The sequence below is a fragment of the Streptomyces sp. NPDC037410 genome (genome assembly GCF_055602235.1).
Map to the genome: position 1 here is coordinate 269,085 of NZ_JBVJWR010000003.1, position 22,152 is coordinate 291,236.

General features: G+C 73.2%; 22 protein-coding genes. 10 read left to right on the forward strand and 12 right to left on the reverse strand.

Annotation, left to right across the window (positions count from 1 at the left end; genetic code table 11):
* Both ACZ7HT_RS06650 and ACZ7HT_RS06655 read right to left on the reverse strand, forming a co-directional pair.
* The coding region (locus ACZ7HT_RS06650; RefSeq protein ID WP_471160671.1) for an HAD family hydrolase at nt 1-493 on the reverse strand (493 nt) is incomplete at its 3' end.
* Nucleotides 494-502: 9 nt separating this feature from the next.
* The gene (locus ACZ7HT_RS06655) at nt 503-1,693 is read right to left on the reverse strand and encodes a serine/threonine protein kinase (protein ID WP_471160674.1); all 1,191 of its coding nucleotides are present in this window, start codon (nt 1,691-1,693) and stop codon (nt 503-505) included.
* A gap of 311 nt (nt 1,694-2,004) precedes the next feature.
* Here ACZ7HT_RS06655 and ACZ7HT_RS06660 point away from each other — a divergent pair, with 311 nt between their 5' ends.
* From ACZ7HT_RS06660 to ACZ7HT_RS06675, 4 genes are all read left to right on the forward strand, one after another.
* Entirely contained in the window at nt 2,005-3,300 is a 1,296-nt protein-coding gene (locus ACZ7HT_RS06660; RefSeq protein ID WP_471160677.1) for an extracellular solute-binding protein, read from the forward strand.
* Nucleotides 3,290-4,204 (forward strand): carbohydrate ABC transporter permease, encoded by a 915-nt coding sequence (locus ACZ7HT_RS06665; protein ID WP_471160680.1) that lies wholly within the window; start codon nt 3,290-3,292, stop codon nt 4,202-4,204. Before ACZ7HT_RS06660 ends, ACZ7HT_RS06665 begins: the two co-directional genes overlap by 11 nt.
* Complete coding sequence (locus ACZ7HT_RS06670; protein WP_471160683.1) at nt 4,201-5,136, forward strand: carbohydrate ABC transporter permease; 936 nt, start codon at nt 4,201-4,203, stop codon at nt 5,134-5,136. The genes ACZ7HT_RS06665 and ACZ7HT_RS06670 overlap by 4 nt, the downstream gene beginning before the upstream one ends.
* Nucleotides 5,137-5,202: 66 nt before the next feature.
* Entirely contained in the window at nt 5,203-6,300 is a 1,098-nt protein-coding gene (locus ACZ7HT_RS06675) for a radical SAM protein (protein ID WP_471160686.1), read from the forward strand.
* Here the strand turns inward: ACZ7HT_RS06675 and ACZ7HT_RS06680 are convergent.
* From ACZ7HT_RS06680 to ACZ7HT_RS06690, 3 genes are all read right to left on the reverse strand, one after another.
* Nucleotides 6,282-7,250, reverse strand: a complete 969-nt coding sequence (locus tag ACZ7HT_RS06680) for a mevalonate kinase family protein (RefSeq protein WP_471160689.1) — start codon at nt 7,248-7,250, stop codon at nt 6,282-6,284. The genes ACZ7HT_RS06675 and ACZ7HT_RS06680 overlap by 19 nt on opposite strands.
* Before the next feature lie 5 nt (nt 7,251-7,255).
* Nucleotides 7,256-7,750 (reverse strand): NUDIX domain-containing protein, encoded by a 495-nt coding sequence (locus ACZ7HT_RS06685; protein ID WP_471160692.1) that lies wholly within the window; start codon nt 7,748-7,750, stop codon nt 7,256-7,258.
* A gap of 61 nt (nt 7,751-7,811) precedes the next feature.
* Nucleotides 7,812-8,903 (reverse strand): NAD-dependent epimerase/dehydratase family protein, encoded by a 1,092-nt coding sequence (locus tag ACZ7HT_RS06690; protein ID WP_471160695.1) that lies wholly within the window; start codon nt 8,901-8,903, stop codon nt 7,812-7,814.
* A gap of 218 nt (nt 8,904-9,121) precedes the next feature.
* Here ACZ7HT_RS06690 and ACZ7HT_RS06695 point away from each other — a divergent pair, with 218 nt between their 5' ends.
* Nucleotides 9,122-10,759 carry a hypothetical protein gene (locus tag ACZ7HT_RS06695; RefSeq protein WP_471160697.1) on the forward strand — a complete coding sequence of 546 codons (1,638 nt, stop codon included), beginning with the start codon at nt 9,122-9,124 and terminating at the stop codon, nt 10,757-10,759.
* Nucleotides 10,760-10,902: 143 nt separating this feature from the next.
* Here ACZ7HT_RS06695 and ACZ7HT_RS06700 read toward each other — a convergent pair whose 3' ends face one another.
* The 6 genes from ACZ7HT_RS06700 to ACZ7HT_RS06725 form a co-directional block, all read right to left on the reverse strand.
* On the reverse strand, nt 10,903-10,995 hold the full coding sequence (locus ACZ7HT_RS06700) for a putative leader peptide (protein WP_362218341.1): 93 nt from the start codon (nt 10,993-10,995) through the stop codon (nt 10,903-10,905).
* 112 nt (nt 10,996-11,107) lie between these two features.
* Entirely contained in the window at nt 11,108-12,925 is a 1,818-nt protein-coding gene (locus tag ACZ7HT_RS06705; protein WP_471160700.1) for a glycoside hydrolase family 15 protein, read from the reverse strand.
* A 103-nt stretch (nt 12,926-13,028) separates the two neighbouring features.
* Nucleotides 13,029-13,388, reverse strand: a complete 360-nt coding sequence (locus tag ACZ7HT_RS06710; protein ID WP_471160703.1) for a nuclear transport factor 2 family protein — start codon at nt 13,386-13,388, stop codon at nt 13,029-13,031.
* Complete coding sequence (locus tag ACZ7HT_RS06715; protein WP_471160706.1) at nt 13,385-13,807, reverse strand: GlcG/HbpS family heme-binding protein; 423 nt, start codon at nt 13,805-13,807, stop codon at nt 13,385-13,387. Before ACZ7HT_RS06715 ends, ACZ7HT_RS06710 begins: the two co-directional genes overlap by 4 nt.
* A gap of 60 nt (nt 13,808-13,867) precedes the next feature.
* The gene (locus tag ACZ7HT_RS06720; RefSeq protein WP_471160709.1) at nt 13,868-15,067 is read right to left on the reverse strand and encodes an MFS transporter; all 1,200 of its coding nucleotides are present in this window, start codon (nt 15,065-15,067) and stop codon (nt 13,868-13,870) included.
* Nucleotides 15,068-15,234: 167 nt separating this feature from the next.
* Nucleotides 15,235-16,047, reverse strand: coding sequence for a universal stress protein (locus ACZ7HT_RS06725; RefSeq protein ID WP_471160711.1), 813 nt, complete (start codon nt 16,045-16,047; stop codon nt 15,235-15,237).
* 122 nt (nt 16,048-16,169) lie between these two features.
* On the opposite strand from ACZ7HT_RS06725, the gene ACZ7HT_RS06730 reads away from it, so the two are divergent.
* The 5 genes from ACZ7HT_RS06730 to ACZ7HT_RS06750 all read left to right on the forward strand — a co-directional run bounded on the left by ACZ7HT_RS06730 (nt 16,170) and on the right by ACZ7HT_RS06750 (nt 20,792).
* Complete coding sequence (locus ACZ7HT_RS06730) at nt 16,170-17,084, forward strand: universal stress protein (protein WP_471160713.1); 915 nt, start codon at nt 16,170-16,172, stop codon at nt 17,082-17,084.
* Nucleotides 17,081-17,986, forward strand: coding sequence for a universal stress protein (locus ACZ7HT_RS06735; protein ID WP_471160716.1), 906 nt, complete (start codon nt 17,081-17,083; stop codon nt 17,984-17,986). The genes ACZ7HT_RS06730 and ACZ7HT_RS06735 overlap by 4 nt, the downstream gene beginning before the upstream one ends.
* A complete protein-coding gene (locus ACZ7HT_RS06740; protein WP_471160719.1) occupies nt 17,983-18,882 on the forward strand; it encodes a universal stress protein in 900 nt (299 codons plus the stop codon). The genes ACZ7HT_RS06735 and ACZ7HT_RS06740 overlap by 4 nt, the downstream gene beginning before the upstream one ends.
* A gap of 184 nt (nt 18,883-19,066) precedes the next feature.
* Nucleotides 19,067-19,639 carry an Rv1733c family protein gene (locus ACZ7HT_RS06745; RefSeq protein WP_471160721.1) on the forward strand — a complete coding sequence of 191 codons (573 nt, stop codon included), beginning with the start codon at nt 19,067-19,069 and terminating at the stop codon, nt 19,637-19,639.
* A 343-nt stretch (nt 19,640-19,982) separates the two neighbouring features.
* A complete protein-coding gene (locus ACZ7HT_RS06750; RefSeq protein ID WP_471160723.1) occupies nt 19,983-20,792 on the forward strand; it encodes an HAD family hydrolase in 810 nt (269 codons plus the stop codon).
* A gap of 99 nt (nt 20,793-20,891) precedes the next feature.
* On the opposite strand, the gene ACZ7HT_RS06755 is transcribed toward ACZ7HT_RS06750, so the two are convergent.
* Nucleotides 20,892-21,878 (reverse strand): Acg family FMN-binding oxidoreductase, encoded by a 987-nt coding sequence (locus tag ACZ7HT_RS06755; RefSeq protein WP_471160725.1) that lies wholly within the window; start codon nt 21,876-21,878, stop codon nt 20,892-20,894.
* Between the last annotated feature and the right edge of the window lie 274 nt (nt 21,879-22,152).

Sequence of the window (22,152 nt, forward strand, 5' to 3'; positions counted from 1 at the left end):
CTTCCCCCCCCCCCCCCCCCCCCCCCCCCCCCCCCCCCCCCCCCCCCCCCCCCCCCCCCCCCCCCCCCCCCCCCCGGTCCTCCAGGTCCCAGAACCAGTTGGAGCACACCCCGACGAGCAGCCCGCGCCCGCGCAGCGCCGCCAGCGACTCCCGTACGTCACCGAACAGCGCGAGCCGGAGCGACTTCATCGCCCGGTCGAGCTCCTCGACGAGACCGTCGAGCTGCTCCTTCGGCACGCCGCAGGACCGCGCCCGGCGCCGCAGCCGGTCGCGCTCCCACGTCACGTACGCCGTCTCGTCGGCCGAGTGCGCCGCGTGCTCCTCGCACTCGGCGGGTCCCACCGACCACTGGTCGCCCCACAGCTCGCCCTCGGCCGCCAGACCCCGGCGCGCGAAGACGCCCCGGTGGTCCGGCGGCAGCGGCTCCACCATGCGGACCAGCGTCCCGTAGAAGTCGAAGACGACCGCCCCGATCCCGGCCGGCACCACCACAGGGCTCTCCTAGAACCGGCCGTACCTGCGCGGGAAGTAGTCCTCAAGACCGCCGTCCCGCTCGATGTCGACGGTCGCGCAGTGCAGCCCGCCACCGAAAGGACCCACCGCCCGGAACGGCACCGGCACGATCTCGAAGCCGTACGAGGAGAGCTGCTCCGCGAGCCGCACCTCGTTCTCCTCGACGCACAGCGTGTTCGCGTCGAGGTTCAGCATGTTCCCCGCCAGCCACGGGCTGCAGAACGACAGCTTCGGCGGATGGTCCCAGCTCGCCGGCTGCACCGCCTCCACGATCTCCCAGTCGTTCAGCTTGAAGAACTCCATCAGCTCCGCGTCCGCGAGCCGCTCCCCGCAGTGCAGCACCAGGCCCGGACGCAGCGGCACCCACGTGGCGTCGATGTGCAGCGGATGGGTGTTCGTCGAGGTCACCGCGTGCACCCGGTGGTCCGGGAAGTGGCGCCGCAGCCAGTCGTACCCGCTCCGGTTCGTCACGAACGACAGCTGCACGAACAGGTCCTTGCCGAACCGTGCCACGTCCGCCGCGTCGAACAGCGGCTCCGCCTCCGTGAGCACCAGGTCGTAGTCACGGACCTTGGCCAGCTGCACGTCGGTCGGCAGGTCGTTGTACGTGTCCCAGAACCCCGTCCTGTACGAGGCGTCCGTGAGCCGCGGCTTCGGCGCGGCCTCCCAGCGCATCCGCGGGTCGGCGTCGAAGAGGTCCTGGAGCACCGGTCGGTAGCAGAGGTACTCGAACCAGCGGCTGCGGTACGACATGGTCGCTTCGAGGACCTCGTTGCCGACGGTGAGCAGCAGGTCCCGGGGCGGCATGCAGCCGAACATCGACTCGTGCGTCCACTCCGGCGTGGACACCTCCGTGGTGAAGTCGACCGGTGTCGGCCGGTCCACCCGGATGCCGCGCCGCCGCAGCATGTCCGCGAAGTCGTCGAGCTGCTGATCGGCCTCGGCCACCATGTCCCCGGGCATCGGGCCGTACGTCCCCAGCGGGAAGCCGTCGTCGGGATAGTCCCGGCGCACCGCGTGCTCGGGCGCCTGCACCACCGTGCCCTCGGCCCGGCCGACGATCACGTGCCGCAGCGGGTCCCAGCCGTTCCACGCGTTGACCCGCACGGGACGCTCGGCGGTGCCGGGGGAGTCGGGAGCGGAGCTGTCCTGCGCGGGGGTCGTCCTCTGCTCGGTCACGTACAAACCCTTCGATGGGGGACGTGGAGTGCCGCAGGTGCCAAACTGCGGGCAGCGAGCCGTCACCGTCAAGAGCCACTCCGTCACCCGCCGTGCCCTTCGCGCCAGCGTGGCCTGAGGTCGGCCCCGCCGCTGCCGTCCGCGACGACAACGGCGCAGCGCAGCCGGGGAGGACTCCGCTCTTCGGGGGACGCGCACCGCCGTCTTCCGGCCGAAACTCCGCGTCGCGGCGAAGACCCGTGATCAGCGGGGTAGGGAGAGACCGTCGCCGAAGCCCCGTACATCCCGACCCGTTCTCCACGGAGGAATCCATGACACCGCGCCTGACCCGCCGTTCCATGGTCCTGGGAGCCCTCCTGCTCACGGTGGCCGGCTGCGGCTCGGGCGGGGGCGACGCGCCGGGCGGACGGGCGGACGGCGGCGGCACGCTGACGGTGTGGCTGATGGTGGACGCCCGCGAGAGCTGGCCGGAGCTGGTCGCCTCCGCGAACAGCCGGTTCGCGAAGGCGCACCCCGGGGTGAAGGTCGACGTCCAGTACCAGCAGTGGACCACGAAGAACCAGAAGCTCGACGCCGTCCTCGCCGGGCGGAACGTGCCCGACATCGTCGAGATGGGCAACAGCGAGACCACCAACTACATCGTCAACGGCGCCTTCGCGCCGCTCGACCCGAAGACCTTCGACCGGTCAGGGCAGTGGCTGCCCGCCCTCGCCGACGCCTGTCGCTCCGACGGCCGGACGTACTGCGTGCCGTACTACGCGGGAGCCCGCGTCGGCGTCTACCGCACCGACTACTTCAAGAGCACCGGCATCACCGGAGCCCCGCGCACCTACCCCGAGCTGATCTCCGCGCTCGACCGGCTCAAGGCCCGGTACGGAGCCAAGGACCCCGCCTTCTCCGCCCTCTACCTGCCCGGCCGCTACTGGTCCGCCGCCATGGGCTTCGTCAAGGACGCCGGCGGCGAGATGGCGGTCGAGAAGAACGGCCGCTGGCAGGGCGCCCTCTCCTCGCCGAAGTCCGTCGCCGGGCTCACCACCTGGAAGAAGCTGATGGACGCCTACTACGTCGGCGACCGGGCGAAGGACAACGGCGACCAGCCGGCCGTCATCGGACAGGGCAAGGTCGGCGTCTTCTACGGCAACACCTGGGAGGCGGAGGCCGCCGCCGACGCCAAGTCCGGGGGCGATCCCCGCCTCAAGGGCAAGTTCGCCACCTTCGCCTTCCCCGGGCCGTCCGGCGAGCTGCTCCCGCCGTTCCTCGGCGGATCCACCCTGGCCGTCCCCGCCAAGTCACCCCGCCAGGAGCTCGCGGCCGACTGGATCCGGATCTTCACCGACCGGGAGTCGCAGCGGCAGCTCGTCGCCGCCGACACCCTCCCCAACAACACCGTCCAGCTCGCCGACGTCGCCGCCGGGGGCATCAACGGACCGGCCGCGCGGGCCGCCGCCCGCGGCTGGGTCACCCCCCTCGCCCCGGGCTGGACCTCGGTGGAGAAGTCCAACGTCCTGCCCGAGATGCTGGAGCGCATCGCCACCGGCAAGGCGTCCGTCGAGGACGCGACCCGCGAAGCGGACCGCAGGATCGACGCCGTGATCAATGAGCGCTGAACCGGCCGGCCGCCGGCCGCGGCCCCTCCTGCCCTACCTCCTGATCGCCCCCTCCCTGCTCGCCCTCCTGGTCGTCCTCGGCTATCCGCTCGTCGACATGGTGACCCTGGCCTTCCAGGACATGACCCGCAAGGAGCTGTTCAGCGGCACGGCACCCCCCTGGGCGGGGCTCGGGCAGTTCCGGACGATCCTCGGCGACGGGTTCTTCTGGACGGTCGTCGCCCGCACGGCCCTGTTCACCGGCGTCTGCGTGACCCTCACCATGGGCTGCGGCCTGCTCGTCGCCCTGCTGATGCGACGCACCTCGCCCTGGGTACGGGCGGCCGTCGCGGGAGTCCTCGTCGCCGTCTGGGCCATGCCGGTGATGGTCGCGGCGGCCGTCTTCCGCTGGCTCTTCGACGCCGACTACGGTCTCGTGAACTGGCTGCTCTCGACACTGCCCGGCATCGACCTCGCCCGGCACAACTGGTTCACCGACCCCTGGGAGGGCTTCGCCGTCATCACCGCCGTCGTCGTCTGGGGCGCCCTGCCGTTCGCCGCCATCAGCCTGCACGCGGCGCTCACCCAGATCCCGCCCGAACTGGAGGAGGCCGCCCTCATCGACGGCGCCCGGCCCTCGCAGGTCTTCCGGTACGTCACCTTCCCCGCCGTCAAACCCGTCTTCGTGATGGTCACCACCCTCATGGCGATCTGGGACTTCGGCGTCTTCAACCAGATCTGGCTGATGCGCGGAGGACAGCCCGAGCGCGAGTACTACCTGCTCGGCGTGTACTCGTTCATCGAGTCGTTCGCCGTCAACCGCTACAGCACCGGATCCGCCATCGCCCTGGTCACCGTGGTCCTGCTGCTCGCCGGGGCCGTGCTGTACCTGCGGCAGATGCTGAGGCTGGGGGAGGCCGAATGAGCGCTCCTGCCAAGCATGTGGGCGGAGTCCGCCGACCGAGCACCCCTGCCGGGCGTACGAGCGGGGCCCGCCGACCGGGCACCCCAGCCAGGCGTACGAGCCGGGCCCGGCGCCGAAGGCAGCGCCGCCGTGACGACGTCCTCGGGCTCCTCGTCGCCGCCGCCATCGGATTCCCCGTCTACTGGATGGTCCTCACCGCGTTCCGGCCGGCGACCGAGATCCTCAGCCTGCCCCCCGAGTTCTGGCCGAGCCACCCCACCCTGGCCAACTTCGACCGGGCCCTGAACACCGAGACCTTCTGGGCCAACGTGCGCTCCAGTGCCGTCATCGGCCTGGGCACCGTCCTCCTCTCCCTCCTCGTCGGCACGCTCGCCGCGTTCGCCCTCGCCCGCTTCCGCTTCGCCGGGCGCAAGGCCTTCGTCGTCGTCATCCTCACCGTGCAGATGATCCCGCTCGCCGCCCTCGTCATCCCCGTCTACCTGCTCCTCAACGACGCGGGCATGACCGACAGCCTCGGCGGTGTGATCGTCGTCTACCTCGTCTTCACGCTGCCGTTCACCGTGTGGATGCTCCACGGCTTCATCGCGGCGATCCCCGTCGAGCTCGAAGAGGCGGCGATGGTCGACGGCTGCGGCCGGCTCGGCGCCTTCGTCCGCATCGTCCTGCCCCTGCTCGCCCCCGGGCTCGTCGCCACCTCGGTCTTCGCGATGGTGCAGGCGTGGAACGAGTACGTCCTCGTCTACGTCCTGCTCTCCACCCCCGAGAAACAGACCCTCAGCATCTGGCTGGTCTCCTTCCAGACCAGCTTCGGAACCGACTACGGCGGCCTGATGGCAGGAGCCACGCTCACCGCCCTGCCCGTCGTCGTGTGCTTCCTGGCCGTCCACCGCAAGATCGCCGCGGGGCTCGCCACCGGCGCTGTGAAGGGCTGAGAGACGCCCGGCCGGCACCGGCACGACCCGCCACGGCAACCGTTCACCACCTTTGAGGAGAGCCCTGTGACGCACGACCGTCTCGACCTCGTCTCCAAGCTCTACCAGCCCTCCGGCTGGCCCCGGATCCTGGAGGCCGCCTCCGGCTCGCCCTCCGGCGCCCCGCTCGTGGTGGACCTCGACCCCACCACCTTCTGCGACCTCGCCTGCCCCGAATGCATCAGCGGAAAGCTCCTCAACCAGGGCCGGTTCACCCCCGAACGGCTCGCCGCCCTCGCCGAGGAGCTCGTCGCCCTCTCCGTACGGGCCGTCGTCCTCATCGGCGGCGGGGAACCCCTCGCCCATCGCGGCACACGCCGGGTCTTACGCATCCTCGGCGAGGCCGGCCTGGCCGTCGGAGTCGTCACCAACGGCACGATGATCAGGCAGAACCTCACCGAGCTCGCGCAGTACGCCTCCTGGGTCCGGGTCTCCGTCGACGCCGGCACCGCCGAGACCTACGGCAGGTTCCGCCCCGACCGCAAGGGCCGCAGCGTCTTCGACAAGGTCATCGGGAACATGCGGCTGCTCGCCGCCGAGAAGAAGGGAGCCCTCGGCTACTCCTTCCTCGTGATGTCCCGGCAGGAACCCGACGGCACCACCGCCACCAACCACCACGAAGTGCTGCGGGCCGCCGAACTCGCCCACGACATCGGCTGCGACTACTTCGAGACCAAGGCGATGTTCGACGACGACCACCACATCGTGCAGGTCCCCCGCACGATGCTGGACTCCGTCGACCGGCAGCTCGCCGAGGCCGCCCGCCTGGAGGGCGACCGCTTCCAGCTGGTCAACTCCTCCACCCTCACCTCCCTGCGCGGCCACGTGGGACCCGTCCAGCCCAAGGCGTACGACCGCTGCCGCGTCGCCGAACTCCGCACCCTCATCACCCCCTCCGGGGTGTACGTGTGCGCCTACCACCGGGGCAACCCGCTCGCCCGCATCGGCGACGCCGTCACCGACGACCTCGCCACCATCTGGCAGAAGTCCGACCGCGGGATCGTCGACCCGAGCCGGGACTGCCGGTTCCACTGCGCGCGCCACCGCTCCAACCTGGAACTGGAGCGCATCGCCGACGGAACCGGCGAACCCCCGCTCACCGAGGACTACGACCCCTTCCTCTGACCTCCCGCCACCGGCACCGCCTCCCGTCGCCCGCCCGGCGCCGCCGACGTGGCAATGACCCGGGCCGCCGGATGGGAGACGCCCAGGTCCCGCGAGAGCCGCGCCACGGTCGCCGTCACCTCCGCCGTCGGGCAGACGCCGACCAGCGCACCGCCTCCGCCGGCCCCGCTGAGCTTCAGCGGCAGACCGGCGGAGCGCAGCGCGGCCTCCCGCAGCTCCTCCAGGAGCGGCGTCGACATCCCCTGGTGGTCCCGCATCGCCACGTGCGCGTCGGACATCGCCGCCCCGAGCGCCGCCAGGTCCCGGCCCCGCAGCGCCTCCCACACCCGCCCCGACGCCTCGTCCGCCGCGGCGCGGTAGGCGGCGAGCGCCGGGTCCCCGGCCGCGAGCTGCGCCCGCACGTCCCGGATGTGGTGCCCGGTGTCCTTGCGGGTGCCGGAATCCACGACGATCACCCGCCACTCTTCCGGGAGCTCAAGCCGGTCACGCACCACGGGCAGCCCCTGCTCCCGGCCGTCGAGGAGCAGCGCCCCTCCCTCCACCACCGCCAGATGGTCCATGCCGCCGCCGTGGAAGACGGCGAACTCGAACTCGTACGCCCACCGCGTCAGCGTGCCGTCGGAGACTCGCCGCCCACGGACCGAGGCGTCCGCGAACGCCCGGAACAGCGCCACGATCCGCGCCGTCGACGACGACAGACCGCTCGCCGCCGGCGCCTCGCTGTGGACGGTGACGGCCGGCGGGCGCGCGGCCAGGCCGGGCAGCCGCTCGCGCAGGAACGCCCACACCTCCTCGCCCCAGCCGCCCTCCTCGGCAGCGGGTCCCGCCCCGACCTCCACCGTCGTCATCAGGCCGAGCGCCAGGCTCACCGAGCGGCCCCCGCCGAGCCAGTCCAGGTCCTCGCCGGACAGACAGGCCCGGCAGGGCACCACCGCGCGTATCGGATCCATGGAATTCACCTTGCCTGGAACCTTCCCTCCGTCAGGAACCTCTCGAACAGGGACAGCACCACCGCCGTCGGCGGGTGCAGCGGCCCGGGCGGCGCGTCGAGCGGCAGGAACCGCGCCTGCCGCACCTCGTCCGCACCAGGGCTGAGCGTGCCGGACCAGCGGCGGGCGACGAAGCACAACGCGAAGCAGTGCGTCACGTCCCCGTTGGGGTACGTCACGGTGTGCAGCCCCGGATCGGACAGCGACGCGAACGCCTCCAGGTCCTCCCGCGCCACCCGCAGCCCGGTCTCCTCCGACAGCTCCCGCACGGCGGCGTCGGCGAAGTCGCCGTCCTCCTCGCAGGACCCGGCCGGAAGCTCCCACACGCCCGTGTCCACCCGCTGCTGGAAGAGCCCGCGGCCCTCCCCGTCGAACAGCAGCACCTGCGCCCCCGGCACGAGGAGCTTGCGGGAGCCGACCCGCTGCCGCAACGACCAGATGTAGGAACCCGCGTAACCCATCGCGTCCGTCTCGCTCTCGCCGCCGTGACCCGGCCCCGCGGGGCCCCGGAACCGCAGCGTGTCACGCGCCCGGCGACTCCTCGGTGAGCCAGCGCGGCATGGCGTCCGGCGTCGCGAGCAGCCACCGCACGTACCGCTCGACGCCCTCCTCCACCGGGATGCGGGCCCGCCAGCGCAGCAGGTCGCGCGAGCGCTCGGTGGAGGCGTACCCGCCGAGCGGGTCGCCCTCGGGACGGGGGGTGACGATCCGCCGCGCGCCCGGGAAGTACGGGGCGATCAGATCGGCCACCTCGCGCACCGACGTCGGCCGGCCGGTGCCGATGTTGACCGTCTGCTCGGCCATCTGCTCCTCCGTCAGCGCGAGCGCGGTCGCCTCGGCGATGTCGTCGACGTGGACCAGGTCGCGGACCTGGACCCCGCCGCCGTTGAGCCGCATCGGCCGGCCGAGGCGGGCCTGGAGCGAGAGCCAGGGCACCATCCACGAGTGGCTGCCCGGCTTGGGGATCTGCGGCTCGCCGTAGACGGAGAAGTAGCGCACCACCGCGTACTCCGTCCCGCTGGACGCGCCGAGCATCAGCCGGGTCTGGTGCTCCGCCCACAGCTTGCCGTTGGCGTACACGGACATCGGGAAGAGCGGCTGGTCCTCGTGGAAGACCTGCGGTCCCGCCACGTCGGGGAGCCCGTCCCCGTACACCGAGGCGGAGGAGACGAGCACGAGCCGCCGCACCGGGAACCGGGCCGTCTGCTCCAGGACGACCTGCGTGCCCTCGACGTTGGCGCGGAACGCGATGTCGGGGCGCCGGGTGCAGGCGGCGACGTCCGCGTACGCGGCGGCGTGGACCACGAAGTCCGCCTCGCGGATCAGCACCCCGACGGTGTCCCGGTCGCGCACGTCGCCGACGACGAGCCGGGCGCCGCTGCGGGCCACCCCGAAGGTCTCGTGACCGGATTCGGGATAGGCGTCCATCCGGTCCAGGACGGTGACGACCGCACCGGCGTCCCGCAGCAGTGCGACCAGCCTGCTGCCGACGAGGCCGCCGCCGCCGGTCACGACGACGCGCGCGTCGCGGAGCTTGTCGAGGCGCGAGCGGACGGTCTCCTCGGCGGCCTCGCCCGCGGCGGCGCGGTCGGTCGAGTGGGGTAACACGGGCATGGAAGCCTCTTTCCGCTGTCGGGGGAGAGGCACGCGCGCTGTGACGGGCCCCGGCGTGCCGGTGCCCAGCATCACCGGCCCCTCGCCCGCCTGCCAGAGGGCCATTTCGGCACCCTTGCGGGCCCCCGGCACCGCCCGTACTGTCCGGAACCGGCTGGCGGACACGGGTTTCACGGAGGCCCGGCGCGGTCCGGGCCGAACCGGAGCGAGGAGGACGTATGGCGCGTCAACGGCTCAGCGCGGTGGTCATGACCCATCCCAGACGCCGTGAGGCGGCCGAAAAGCTGGCCCTGAGCGCGCCGTCCGGCCGTCTGCGGGTCGTCATGGACCCCGATCCCACCGGCACCCCGTCGGTCCTTCGCACCGCGCTCGCCGCGTGGTCGGCCATCGAGGACGGGGCCACGCATCAACTGGTGATCCAGGACGACATGGTGTTGTCCGAATCCTTCTTCGGCCGCGTCCGCTCCGCCGTCGAGGCACGGCCCGACGCGGCCCTGGCCCTGTTCGCCCTCTGGGACTCCAGGAACGGCGCCGCCGTACGCATGGGAGCCATGGCCGGCGCCCGCTGGGTCGGCGCCGTCAACGAGTACTTCCCGTGCGTGGCCATCGTGCTGCCCAGACGGCACGCGGAGGGCTTCGCGGCCTACGGCAGGCAGCGGCTCGGCGGCTGGCCCGACGACATCCTGATGCACCGCTACCTGCGCGACCAGGACGTGCCCCGTCTCGTCGCCGTACCCAATCTCACCGAGCACGAGGACCGCGGCTCGATCTCCGGGAACGCCTTCCGCGGGCCGCGCCGCTCGGTCTGCTTCCTGCCGAAGGACGAACCCATCCGGGAGGACCGGACCCTCACCGGCCTGACCGTGCTGCCGTTCTTCAAGTACGGCGTCGCGCAGTGCGCCGTCCGGGTCCCCGGACCCGGCCCCGAGCGGTGGCTGCACCTGGACACCGAGCAGTACCTCGAAGGCGCCGGACTTCCGGCCGCGTCACTCCGCCCACCCGGTGCGGGTACGGCCGGGGCGGACGTGCGGGGGACCTGGCTGACGGCCCTTGCCATGGGCTTCGAGGCGGCCCGCAACGGCCTTGCGGCACCGGCCACGGAGGCGTACGAGGAGGCCCTGGCGACGATCGGCCCCGGCGGCATCAGCAACGTCTCCACCGAGGAGCACATCGCCCGGCGCCGCGACCCACTGGCCGAAGTGGCGCGCCGGGCGATCGACACCGGACGGGAGGCCGCCGCCGAGCTCCGCCCCCGCCCGCGCAGGCGGAGCGGCCTCGTGTGGCAGGGCGCCGCGAACCCGCTCGGGGAACACCTCGCTCGCCGCCTTGCCGACCGGCGGGTGCGAGCGGACGCCGTGATCGACCTCACCCGACTCGACTCGGCGCGACCGCACCTGACGGTCCATCCGCACGGCGACCCGCACCCGTACACGCTGAGCGTCGGCGAACTCTACGGCCCGGGCTGCTCGCACCGCACCCCCATCGGCCGCATGGTGTGGGACGCGCTGCGCAGCCGGCCCGTCACCGTCCAGGGCGACCCGGACGCCGCGGTGCACGCCGTGTACGTCCACGACCTCGCCGACGCCGTCGCCGAGGTCCTGCGCACCCGCCCGGAGAACCGCGCGCTCACGGTCGCGCCGGAGGAACCGTGCACGGCGGCCGAACTCGCCCAGTCCGTACACGATTCCGTCCGACCCGTCCCCCTCCTGACGTCACCCCAGGCCGAGCCGGCCTGGCGCACCCCGCCCGACCACGCGCGGCCCGCCGCCTGGACACCCGCGACGGGCCTGGCACGCGGACTGCACGCCTTCGCCCAGTGGCTCGCGTACGAGGGAATCCTGCTCGAACCGAAGTGACCGTACGGGAACAGGTCCTGCAGGGCGGGCCCGCGGGCTCAGTAGCGCAGGAGCCCCGCGTCTGCGGGGATGCCTCCGGGGCCCGGCGGACGGGGCGTGCGGAGGGGGAGCGTGAGGGAACGGCGAAGTGAGCGGAGGAGCGGTCAGACGCAGCGACAGACAGCGCTCGCGACACGGACGAGGTCCACGTGCCGGCGCTGGACGAGGGTGACCGAGCGGTCACGCGGGGGCTGCATGGGGCAGGAGTCTCGCGGAGTCGGTCAGGGGCGTCAACGGCGTTCGGGCAGGTTGACGCGCGTAGTTCGCATGATCGAAACGGTGCGTACGCGGTCGGTCCTCGCGGCGGCGTCAGGCGTCCAGCGCCGCGTCCAGGGTCAGCGCTGCGGTGATCAGCGCGAGATGGGTGAAGGCCTGCGGGAAGTTGCCGAGCTGTTCGCCGGTCGGGCCGATCTCCTCGGAGAACAGCCCGACGTGGTTGGCGTAGGTGAGCATCTTGTCGAAGGCGTAGCGGGCCTTCTCGACGCGCCCGGCCCGCGCGAGCGCGTCCACGTACAGGAAACTGCACAGCGAGAACGTGCCTTCGGAGCCGCGCAGACCGTCCGGGGACGCGGCCGGGTCGTAGCGGTAGACGAGGCTGTCGGAGACCAGTTCGGCGTCCATCGCGTCGAGCGTGGACAGCCAGCGCGGATCGCGCGGCGCGATGAAGTGGGTGATCGGCATCATCAGCAGCGAGGCGTCCAGTACCTCGCTGCCGTAGTGCTGGACGAAGGCCTGCCGCTCGGCGGACCAGCCGCGTTCCATCACCTGGTGCAGCACCGCGTCCCGGGCGGCGGTCCAGCGCGGCACGTCGGCGGGGCGGCCGAACTCGTAGGCCATCCGCACCGCGCGGTCGAAGGCGACCCAGCACATCAGCCGGCTGTAGGTGAAGTCCTTGCGGCCGCCGCGGGTCTCCCAGATCCCCTCGTCGGGGCGGTCCCAGTGCTCGCACAGCCAGTCCACGGTGGCGGCGAAGCGCTGCCAGCCGTCGTAGCCGGCCAGCTGCGCCAGGTCGCGGGCCTGCGCGAACGCGTAGACGGCCTCGCCGTAGATGTCCAGCTGGAGCTGGTCGGCGGCGCCGTTCCCGGCCCGGACCGGGGCCGAGCCGCGCCAGCCCTCCAGATGGTCGAGCACCTCCTCCCTGAGGTGCGGGTCGCCGTCCACCCGGTACATGATCTGCAGCGGCTCCCCGCTGACCGTGCCACCCGCCTGCACGCGGGCGCCGAGCCAGCGGCGGAAGGCGTCCGCCTCCTCGATGAAGCCCAGGTCGACCATCGCGCGCACGGACAGCGAGGCGTCCCGGACCCAGGTGTAGCGGTAGTCCCAGTTGCGTTCCCCGCCGACCTGCTCGGGCAGCCCCATGGTGGCGGCGGCCACCGGCGCGCCGGTCGGGGCGTACGTGAGCAGCTTCAGCGTGATCGCCGAGCGGTTGACCTGCTGCTGCCAGCGGCCCCGGTAGCGGCAGCGGCTGATCCAGTCGTGCCAGAAGAAGCGGACGGCGTCGAACGCGGCCAGCAGGCTCGTCGCGTCGGCCGGCTCGGGAGGCTCGGCGCCGGGCGCGTCCAGGGTGAGCACGGCCGCGGCGCGCTGACCGGCGGTCAGCTCCACCTCGGCGCGGACGTCCTGGCCGTCGCGCTCCAGCGGGACGGGACCGAGCACCTGGAGGTGCGCGCCGGCCGATGCTCCGGCGAAACGCGCGGTCGCGCCGTCGAGGACCAGCTCGTGCGTCTCCCGGCCGTAGTCGAAGCGCGGCCGGCACTCGACCTTGAAGCGGACGGTGCCGCGGACCACCCGCATCACCCGGACCAGGGTGTGCCGTTCGGTGGGGACGGCCGGGTCGGCGGGGAGGGTCATGAAGTCGCCCACCTCGCCGACCCCGTCGGGGGTGTGGAAGCGGGTCAGGAGCACCGCGCTGTCGGCCAGGTACAGCTGACGCACCGTCGTGCCCGGCGTGTCCACGGTGATCGAGAAGTGGCCGCCGCGCTCATGGTCGAGGAGCCGGCCGAAGACGCTCGGCGAGTCGAAGCGGGGTGAGCAGAACCAGTCCACGACACCCTCGGCGGACACCAGCGCGCACGTCTGCAGATCTCCGACGAGACCGTGGTCGGCGATCGGCGGGTAGCGGTGCATGGGCGGCGTCCTCGTGGGCTGGGGCCTGTCTGACGTTCGTCCCGCTCCACCCTCGGGCCGCACGGCGTCCGGGGCCACCGGGACTGAGCCGTACGTGCGATCCTCACGAGGTGCGTGCGGCGAGGGTGTAGCGGACGGTCTGGGCGCTGATGAGCCCGTCGCGGAAGACGAAGGTGTCGACTCCGTCGGTCACCCGGTGGGTGGCGCCGGTGGCCGTCCACTCCAGGAAGAGGACGTCGCCCGCGAACCGCGGAGTCAGCTGCCAGTCGGCGTCGGGCAGATCGGCCAGGAGCCGGCCGATGCCCTCCTGCACGCCCTCGCGTCCGGTCAGGACGCCGTCGGGGGTGATGAAGACCGCGTCCTCGGTGTAGTTCCGGCTGATCAGGTCGAGGTCGCCGGAGCCGAGGCGGTTGCCGTGGTCGGCGAAGACCTCCTGGGGCGTACGGGCGCTGGTGTCGGTCATCGGGAGAGCTCCTCGAGTGCGGTGGCGGCGAAGCCGTGGTCCTGCTCGGGCGCGCCGCCGCCCACGCCGATCGCGCCGATCAGCCGGCCGTCGCGGTGCACCGGGATGCCGCCGGCGATGAACAGCAGCGGCCGGTCGAGCGCGGTGGGCAGCGAGTGGAACGGGCCGTCGGGCCTGACGAGGTCGACGAGGTCGGCGGTCGGGGCGTTGAGCTGGAGGGCGGTGTACGCCTTGCGGGTGCTGGTCTCGCCCGAGATCAGCACCGCCCGGTCGTCCCGGCGGAAGGCCAGCAGGTGCCCGCCCGCGTCCAGGACGGTGACGCTGACGGTGACCCCGGCGGCCTCGGCGGCGCGGCGGGCGGCGGAGACCAGGGTCTCGGCGTCGCCGGTGCTCAGCGGGGTGACGGCGGCGGTGCTCATGGCACTACTCCTTGAGGTGAGGTGAGGTGAGGTGGGGTGAGGTGAGGTGGGGTGGGTGGTTCAGTGGTGTACGGCGGCCGGGACCGGAGCGTCGGCGGTCGGCGCCTCGACAGCGGGGGTACGGCGCTCCAGGGCCGCGGACCAGAAGGCGAGGCCCAGGGCGGCGGCGGCGAGGGCGGCGCCGACCCAGTTCGGGGCGGTGTAGCCGAGACCGGCGGCGATGACGAGGCCGCCGAGCCAGGCGGCGAGCGCGTTGCCGAGGTTGAACGCGCCGATGTTGACGGCGGACGCCAGGGTCGGTGCGCCGTGCGCCTGGTCGAGGACGCGCTTCTGCAGCGGGGGCACCGTGGCGAAGCCGAGCGCTCCGACGAGGAGGATGGCGATCGCGGCCAGGATCTTGTCGTGGGCGACCACGGTGAACAGGGCGAGCACGACCGCGAGGCCGCCGAGGGTGGTGTACAGCAGGGGCATCAGCGCGCGGTCGGCGAACCGGCCGCCGAGCAGGTTGCCCAGGAACATGCCCACCCCGAACAGGACCAGGAGCCAGGTGACGGCGCCCTCGGAGTAGCCGGCGACCTCGGTCATCATCGGCGCGATGTAGGTGATGGCGGCGAAGACACCGCCGAAGCCGAGCACGGTCATCGCCATCGCGAGCAGGACCTGCGGGTTGCGGAAGGCGGTCAGCTCCCCGCGCAGGCGGGCGCCCTCGGGTCGGGGCATGGCGGGCACGAGCTTCGCGATGCCGAGCAGGCCGATCACGCCGAGCAGGGAGACGAGGGCGAAGGTGGTGCGCCATCCGACCGTCTGCCCGATCAACGTGCCGAGCGGCACGCCGACGATGTTGGCGACGGTCAGGCCCGTGAACATGGTGGCGATGGCGCCGGCCTTCTTGTCCGGGGCGACGAGCCCGGCGGCGACGACGGAGCCGATGCCGAAGAACGAGCCGTGGGCGAGCGAGGCGACCACGCGGCCGGTCAGCATCAGCCCGAAGTTCGGGGCGACGGCGGAGACCAGGTTGCCGAGCACGAACAGGCCCATCAGCAGCATGAGCATGCGCTTGCGGCTCACCTTGTTGCCGAGGACGGTCAGGACGGGCGCGCCGATGACGACGCCGAGGGCGTAGCCGGTGACCAGAAGGCCGGCGGTGGGGATGGTGACGCCGTAATCGGCGGCGATGTCGGGCAGCAGGCCCATGATGACGAATTCCGTCGTGCCGATGCCGAAGGCGCCGACAGCCAGGGCGAGGAGTGCGAGCGGCATGCTCAACCCTTCCGTAATTGCTTGAGCGAGCTCTTTGCGTGCCTTCACAATAGTTGCATACGCGCTCTAAGTGCAATCGCGGATAGTGCGTGCACTCGGGATGGCGGTGACCGCAGGTGAACTCACCTCGGGACCGGGCGCGCGCCCGGCCCCGGCCCGCCGCGGGGTCAGTCGTGAGGGACGACCGCGACCGGTGCGCGGCTGTGATGGAGCACCGCGTGGGCCACGCTGCCGAGGCGTGCGCCCAGGACCGAGCGCCGGGTGCGCCGGCCGACGACCACGAGAGCGGTGTCGCCGGAGGCCTGCACCAGTTCGAGGCCGGCCGACCCGGTCGCCACGCGGACGGTGGCCGTCACGTCGGGATGGCCGGCCCGCCACGGCTCGAGGAGATCGTCCAGGGAACGCTCGACCTCGGGGGCCACGCCGAGCCGGACGTCCGACACCACGGCCGGCCCGAGCGTGCCGTACGGCGGGAGCTGCCGGGCGTGGACGACGTGGACGGGGCCGAGCCGTCGTTCGGCCTCCTCGAACGCGAACTGCAGGACGGTGTCGGCGGGCTGCTCCGCGTCGACCCCGACCGTGACGGAGCCGTCGCGAGAAGGGTTGTCGAGGTCTCGTACGAGGACGACGGGTCGTTCGACGACACCGGCCACGGACAGCCCGACCGAACCCAGCAGATACCCGGCGACGCTGCCGAGGGCACGCGACCCCAGGACCAGGAGCTCACCCTCCTCGGCCGCTGCGACGAGGCCCGGGACCGGTCCCGAAGGGATGAGCCCGATGGTCACCGAAAGGCCCGGGTGCCGCGCACGGAGTCCGTCGGCGGTCCGGGCGAGAAGCTGCTCGGCCCATGACTCCTCCGCTTCCGGCCACAGCTCCTTCGCGTGCACGAGACGCAGCCCGGTGCCGCGCAGGACGGCCTCGTCCGCCGCCCACGCTGCGGCGGCGTCCGCCTGCTGCGTGCCGTCGATGCCGACCACGACAGGTTCCGGGCCGGACAGGGCGAGGTCAGGACCAACCGGCCCTATCCGCCGCCGCGGCCCCGGTGCGAGCGTAGGGAGGAGGCATCTCGTACCCGGAAGGCCGGAAGGCGGTGGGGACGATGGAATCGGCCCTGGCGGCAGGTCCCGTGGTCGTGGGCGTCGACGGTTCCGACGCCGGTCTCACGGCCCTGGACTGGGCAGTCGACGAAGCCCTCCGGCACGGGCTGCCGCTGCGCATCGTCCACGCCTCCCTCTGGGAACGCTACGAAGGTGTCGCGCCGGCCTCGAGCACGGACCGGCCCTCGGGGCAGGTCCTCGCCGAGAACATCGTCGGCGCGGCTGCCGACCGGGCCCGGCGGCGCGCACCCGGACTCGCCCTCAGCACGGACGTGCTCGCCGAGGACGCGTCGGGCGCGCTGCTCCGGGAGGGACAGGACGCCACGGTCCTGGTCGTCGGGTCGCGCGGGCGGGGAGAGCTGAAGGACCTCCTGCTCGGATCCGTCGGTCTCGTCGTGGCCGCCCGGGCCCCCGGCCCGGTCGTCGTCGTCCGTGGCGACCCGCACGCCCTGGAGGGGCGCCATCGGCGGATCCTGCTGGGCGTCGGCGACCACGACGTGGACGCGCCGGCCGTGCGGTTCGCCTTCCGTGAGGCGGCGGCCCGGGACGCGGAGCTCGACGTCGTCAGCACCTGGCGGCGACGGGCGCACGAGCCGATCGGCCGGCCGCACCCGACGGGTGGGCCCGCCTCGGCCGGCGAGCACCGCGCGGCGGACATCCTCGACAAGGCCCTCGAACCGCTCGCCCGGGCACACCCCCGCGTCCGGCTGCGCAGAAGCACCGTCGAGGGTCCCGCGCACCGCGTGCTGACCGAGCGCTCCGCCGCCGCCGACCTGCTGGTCGTCGGGGCGCGGCGCCCGGAGCGCCTGGTCGGACTGGAACTCGGCAGGGTCGCGCACCGCGCCCTGCACCATGCCTCGTGCCCGGTCGCCGTCGTCCCACGGCACGACCCCGCCCCTCCGGAGGAGGAACCATGACCAGCGAGATCTCCGTCCGCCCGGAGCTCGGCGACGTGGTCGTGGGAGTCGACGGGTCCCCCTCCGCGTACACGGCCGTGCTCTGGGCCGCCGACGAAGCGGACCTCCGGGGCCGCCGCCTGCGGCTCGTGCACGCCGCCGACACCGACCGGCGCGCCTACTGGTCCAACGCCGAGACGATGCAGGCGGTGCGCGAGGCGGGGCGCGACCTGCTGGAGAGGACGGCCGACGCGGTCCACGAGCACCATCCGGACCTCGCCGTGACCAGGGAGCTCGGCCGCAGAGAACCCGTGTCCGGTCTACGGGAGGCCGCCGGTGACCAGGGGACGATCGTGGTGGGCAACCGGGGCCTCGGCGGCTTCTCCGCCCTCATGCTCGGCTCCGTCGGACTGGGCGTCGCCGCACGCGCCGAGGTGCCCGTGGTCGTCGTACGAGGGGAGGGCGAACGGCCCCGGACGGGCTCCGTGACCGCCGCCGTGCACGAGCCCGCCGACCTGGACTGGCTGCTCCTCGCCGCGGCGGAGGCCGACGCGCGCAAGGCGGCACTGCGCATCGTGAGCGTGTGGAACGTCCTCACCCATGTCGGCAGTGTGGCCACCATGCTCGACGACATGGACGCGATCGCCCGACGGCGCGTCCACGAGACGAAGGCCCTCGCCGACCGGGTCCGCGAGGTCTACCCCCGGTTGATCGTCGGACACCATGTGGAGACGGGCACCAGCACCCCCGGCATCCTGACCGAGGCGAGTGCCCACACCGACCTGCTCGTGATGGGCCGCGGCCGCCGCCCCCTCGGCATCGGCCCGTCCCTCGGCCGCGTCGCCCACGCCCTCATCCACCACGCCCACTGCCCGGTGGAGATCGTCCCGGCCGCCTTCGTCTCCCGGGAAGAGGAGCCATGAGCGACGTCCTGGTCGGCATCGACCCCCGCGACCTGTCCGTCCCGGCCCTCGTCTGGGCCGCCGACGAAAGCGAACGCAGAGGTGCGCGGCTGCGCCTGGTCGCCGCCGTCTCCCCGGTCCACGACCGGCTCCCGTACGGTGCGACCGCCCACCAGAAATCCCTGCGCATCCGGGCCGAGTCGGCGCTCGCCAACGCCGAGGACCTCGTACAGGAACTGCACAGCGGGCTGTGGACCGCGACGGAACTCGTCGACGGGACGCCGGGCGCCGTGCTGTGCGGGAGGACACGGGGTGCCGCACTCGCCGTGGTGGGCTCGCGGCGGCTCGGCAGGGCCGCCGAAGTCCTCAGCGAGGGTTCGGTGGTCGTCCCCCTCACCGCACGTGCCCACTGCCCGGTCGTCGTGATCCGCGAGCCGGAGCACACGGCCGTCCCTCCGCCCCTGGTCGTCGTCGGCGTGGACGGCAGCAGGGACTGCCGGGCCGCCGTCGCCTTCGCCGCGGCGGAGGCGAGCCTGCGCGAGGCACGGCTCATGGCGGTCTGGGTATGGCCGCGCCCGCTGCTGACCAGGGGCGACGAATCCGAGGACCTGGCCGAACACCGCCGGCTGCTCGCCGAGTCGGTGGCCGGTTGCGCCGAGCGCCACCCGGACGTCGACATCGAGCAGGTGGTCATGCGCGGGCACCCCGTCGAGGAACTCACCCGCGCCTCCCGCGAGGCCCTCGCGGTCGTCGTCGGACGCAGGGGGCGGGGCGGCTACTCCGGCATGCGGCTCGGCTCCACCGTGCACGGCCTGCTGCACCACGCCGCCTGCCCCGTGATCACCGTGCCGCTTCCCGACGGGGGAGAGACGGACGGTACCTCTTCCGTCACCGACAGGTCTGGAGGGCCGCCGTGACCGCCGTGACCGCCGGGACACCCGGGCGCATCGCCCGGTCCGGGTCCACCATGGCAAGGGTGGAGAGTTCCGCGATCCGGCGCGGATCCAGGCGTGGGCGCATCACATCGGAGGCGAGCTCGGCGCCACGCCCCGAATGACGTCGTCGAGGCGTCCGGCGGGCCAGCCCACCGGGAGGTACGACATGACCGCAAGCGAGCCGGCGGACCGTGGGCGTTTCGGTCGCGTCGCCGTGACCGTCATCCTGGCCGTGGCCCTGATCTTCGGCGCCGTGGCCGCCGCGATGGTGTGGAACGCCGGAGCCCGGGCCGACCGTGAACGCGCCGCCCACCGGCACCAGGTACAGGGGGTCACCACGGGACGGGCCGAGGAGCCGCCTGTCGCCGTCCGCCAGGGCGCCGGGCCGCAGTCCGTCGCGGCGGCGGTCTGGGAGTACCCCGACAACGTCAGCAGATCGGGAACCGTTCAGGTGCCGCCCCGGACCCCGAAGGGACACACGGTGACGATCTGGGTGGACGACACCGGTGCCCCCGCCCACCCGCCGGGCAGTGCGTCGGAACGGGCGATGACCACGTTCGCGGGCGGCATCTCCGTCGCGAGTGTCGTCGCGGCCATGGAGGCCGGCGCGGTCGTCGTCGTCCGACGACGGATCGGACCGCACAGGCTCGCGGCCTGGGAGCGGGAGTGGGAGCAGGTCGAGCCCGTCTGGTCCGGTCGGCTCCGGCGCGGGAGCGGCCCCGAGAACGACGACGGCTGACCGCACCGCAGGGCCGTCACGGCGTGGACGTCGGCGGCGTCCCGGGCGAACCGCTCCCGGTTGCGGCGCCGCAGGTTCGCGAAACCCTGGAAGAGACCGCAGTCGAGGAGGATCCGCGCATGGTCGCTCTCGACGAGGAACTCGCTCCCGGGGACCGATCCCACGCTGCCCAGGAAGCTCAGCAGGGCCGGGCGCTGGGCGGCGGGACCGGCGGACGCGGGGTTCGGGACTGCCTCGGACACGACTGCCCTCGTGCGGAGTGGGGGCCGGACTCCACCGTCGCACCAGAGGCGTCCGAGCCGCAGGGAGCCCGAGAGGCCCGCCCCGAGGGGCCGGTCGGCTCATGCGGCGCGGTCCGACCGCGTACGGGGGTGAGAGCGTGAGCGGCCAGACCCCCGGCTCCCGATCGCCGCGCGCGGTCGTCTTCGACACCGACGGTGTACTGCTCGACTCCGCCCGGGTCCACGCGTCGGCGTGGAAGACCGCGTTCGACGCCTGCCTGTCCGCGCGGACCCGCGACGGCACCAGGCAGCGACCCTTCGACGCGGAGGCCGAGTACCGTCACCTCGTCGACGGCAGGTCCCGCTACGACGGCGCCGCGGCCTTCCTGGCCGCCCGTGGCGTCGAGCTCCCGACGGGGACCCCGCGGGATCCACCCGGCTGCGACACGGTCTGGGCCATCGCCGCCCGCAAGGAACAGGTGTTCCGCGCCCTGGTCGGCGCCCGCGGGGTACCGGTCTTCACCGACGCCGACCGGGCACTCGACGCGCTGCGCGCGGCCCGCATCACCTGCGCCGCCGTGTCGCCGTCACGGCACGCCCGGGCCCTGCTGAGGGCCTCCGGGCTCGCGGGGTCGCTCGCGGTGATCGTGGACGGCGAGGACGTCGCGCGGCTCGGCCTCGTCGGAAAGCCGGACCCGGCGCTCTTCCTGCACGCGGCCGCACTGCTCGGGAACGATCCGGCGGACACCGCGGTGGTGGAGGACGCGCTCGCGGGCATCAGGGCGGCGCGGCGCGGGGGATTCGGCCTCGTCGTCGGTCTCGACCGCACTCCGGACGGAAGCATGACCGCCCCGCTGCGCGACCAGGGCGCCGACCTCACGGTCACCGATCTGACGGCACTGGTCCGGAGCGTGCGGGGTGAATCCGTATGACCGGGGCCCGGAGATCACGGGCCGTGCGCCGAAGCTCAGACGAGGCCCGGGCGCGGGCTCAGACGAGGCCCAGGGCCCCAGCTCAGGCGGCGCCCGGCCTCAGGCGAACGTGAGCACCTCGGAGACCGGCCGGCGAGGTGTGGCCCTGCCGCCGGGGCCGTATCCGAGGCGGATGACCATGTGGACGTACCCGGTCGTGGAACGCGGATCCCGTGCGACGGAGCGGAGCTCGGGCCATTCGAGGGGCTGGGACATGAGCGAGGTCGCAAGACCGTCGAGGGTGGCGCGGAGCAGCACCCGCTGCATGGCCTGGCCGGCCCGCAGCCAGTCCGTCGGGGTGTCCTCGACCGTGCCGAGGAGGACGATCTGGGGGACCTCCTCGAAGCGGGCCGAGGGCCGGTCGGCCACGCGGCGGGAGAAGTCGAGGTCCCGGACCGGAGAGGTCACGTCGTACTGGCGCGGGCCGAAGGCGTACGAGGGGACGCCCTCGGTCGCGGGACCCTCGCCGGCCGCCCCCGTACGGATCCACCGCGCGATCTCCGCACCGACCGAGGCGTCCGCGGCTTCGAACAGTTCCGAGGTGTGCACGGCGTCCATGAGGGTGTCGGTGTGCCAGGCTCCCGGCACATCCAGCCGGCAGCCTTCCAGGAGCGCGGCGGCACGGAGACCGTCCAGGATCTCGGCGGGGATCCGTTCGCCGGTGAAGGGGAACCGGCTGGTGTGCCGCTTCCGCAGGGCGGGCCGGAGCACGGCCAGGTCCTCGTCGTCGGTGGCCCGCCGGATGTGGACGTCGGCGAAGTGCCAGGGATCGTCCCGGTCGGGCAGCAGCCGGGGCACGGCCCCCAGGCCGTGGTGAGCGGCGGCGACGCGGAGGCCGAACAGGGCGGCGCCGCAGCCGAGGTGGAGGGAGCGGTGGGCGGGGTCCTCCCGCGGCATCTCGCGTGCGGGGTCGCCATGGAGCTCGATGACGTCGGTGCCGGACCGGTGGACGAACCTCCACGGCTGGGCATTGTGCATCGACGGCGCCGTGACGGCGTCCTCGACCAGCGAGGCCACGAGCGGTCGGGTCAGAGTGGTGGCGGTCACGGTTCGTCCCGTCTGTGCGCGGTGAGTCATGCGAAGACGCCTGGGGTCGTACGTGCTGTGGGCCGGCCCGAGCCGGGTGCCGTCCTCCGCCTCCTCCTCGTGCGTTCGTCACACGGCCCCTCGTCATCAGGCTCCTCGGCCCGTGCCCGGCCCGCGCGGGCCGAACGGTACCCGGTCGGGGGCCGAACGGACGCGGGAGCCGAGCCGTCCGGGCCCTTTCGCGCCCTGGTGGGACCTTCGGCGCCGGCCGCGGGCGTACCGCCGCGGGATGAAC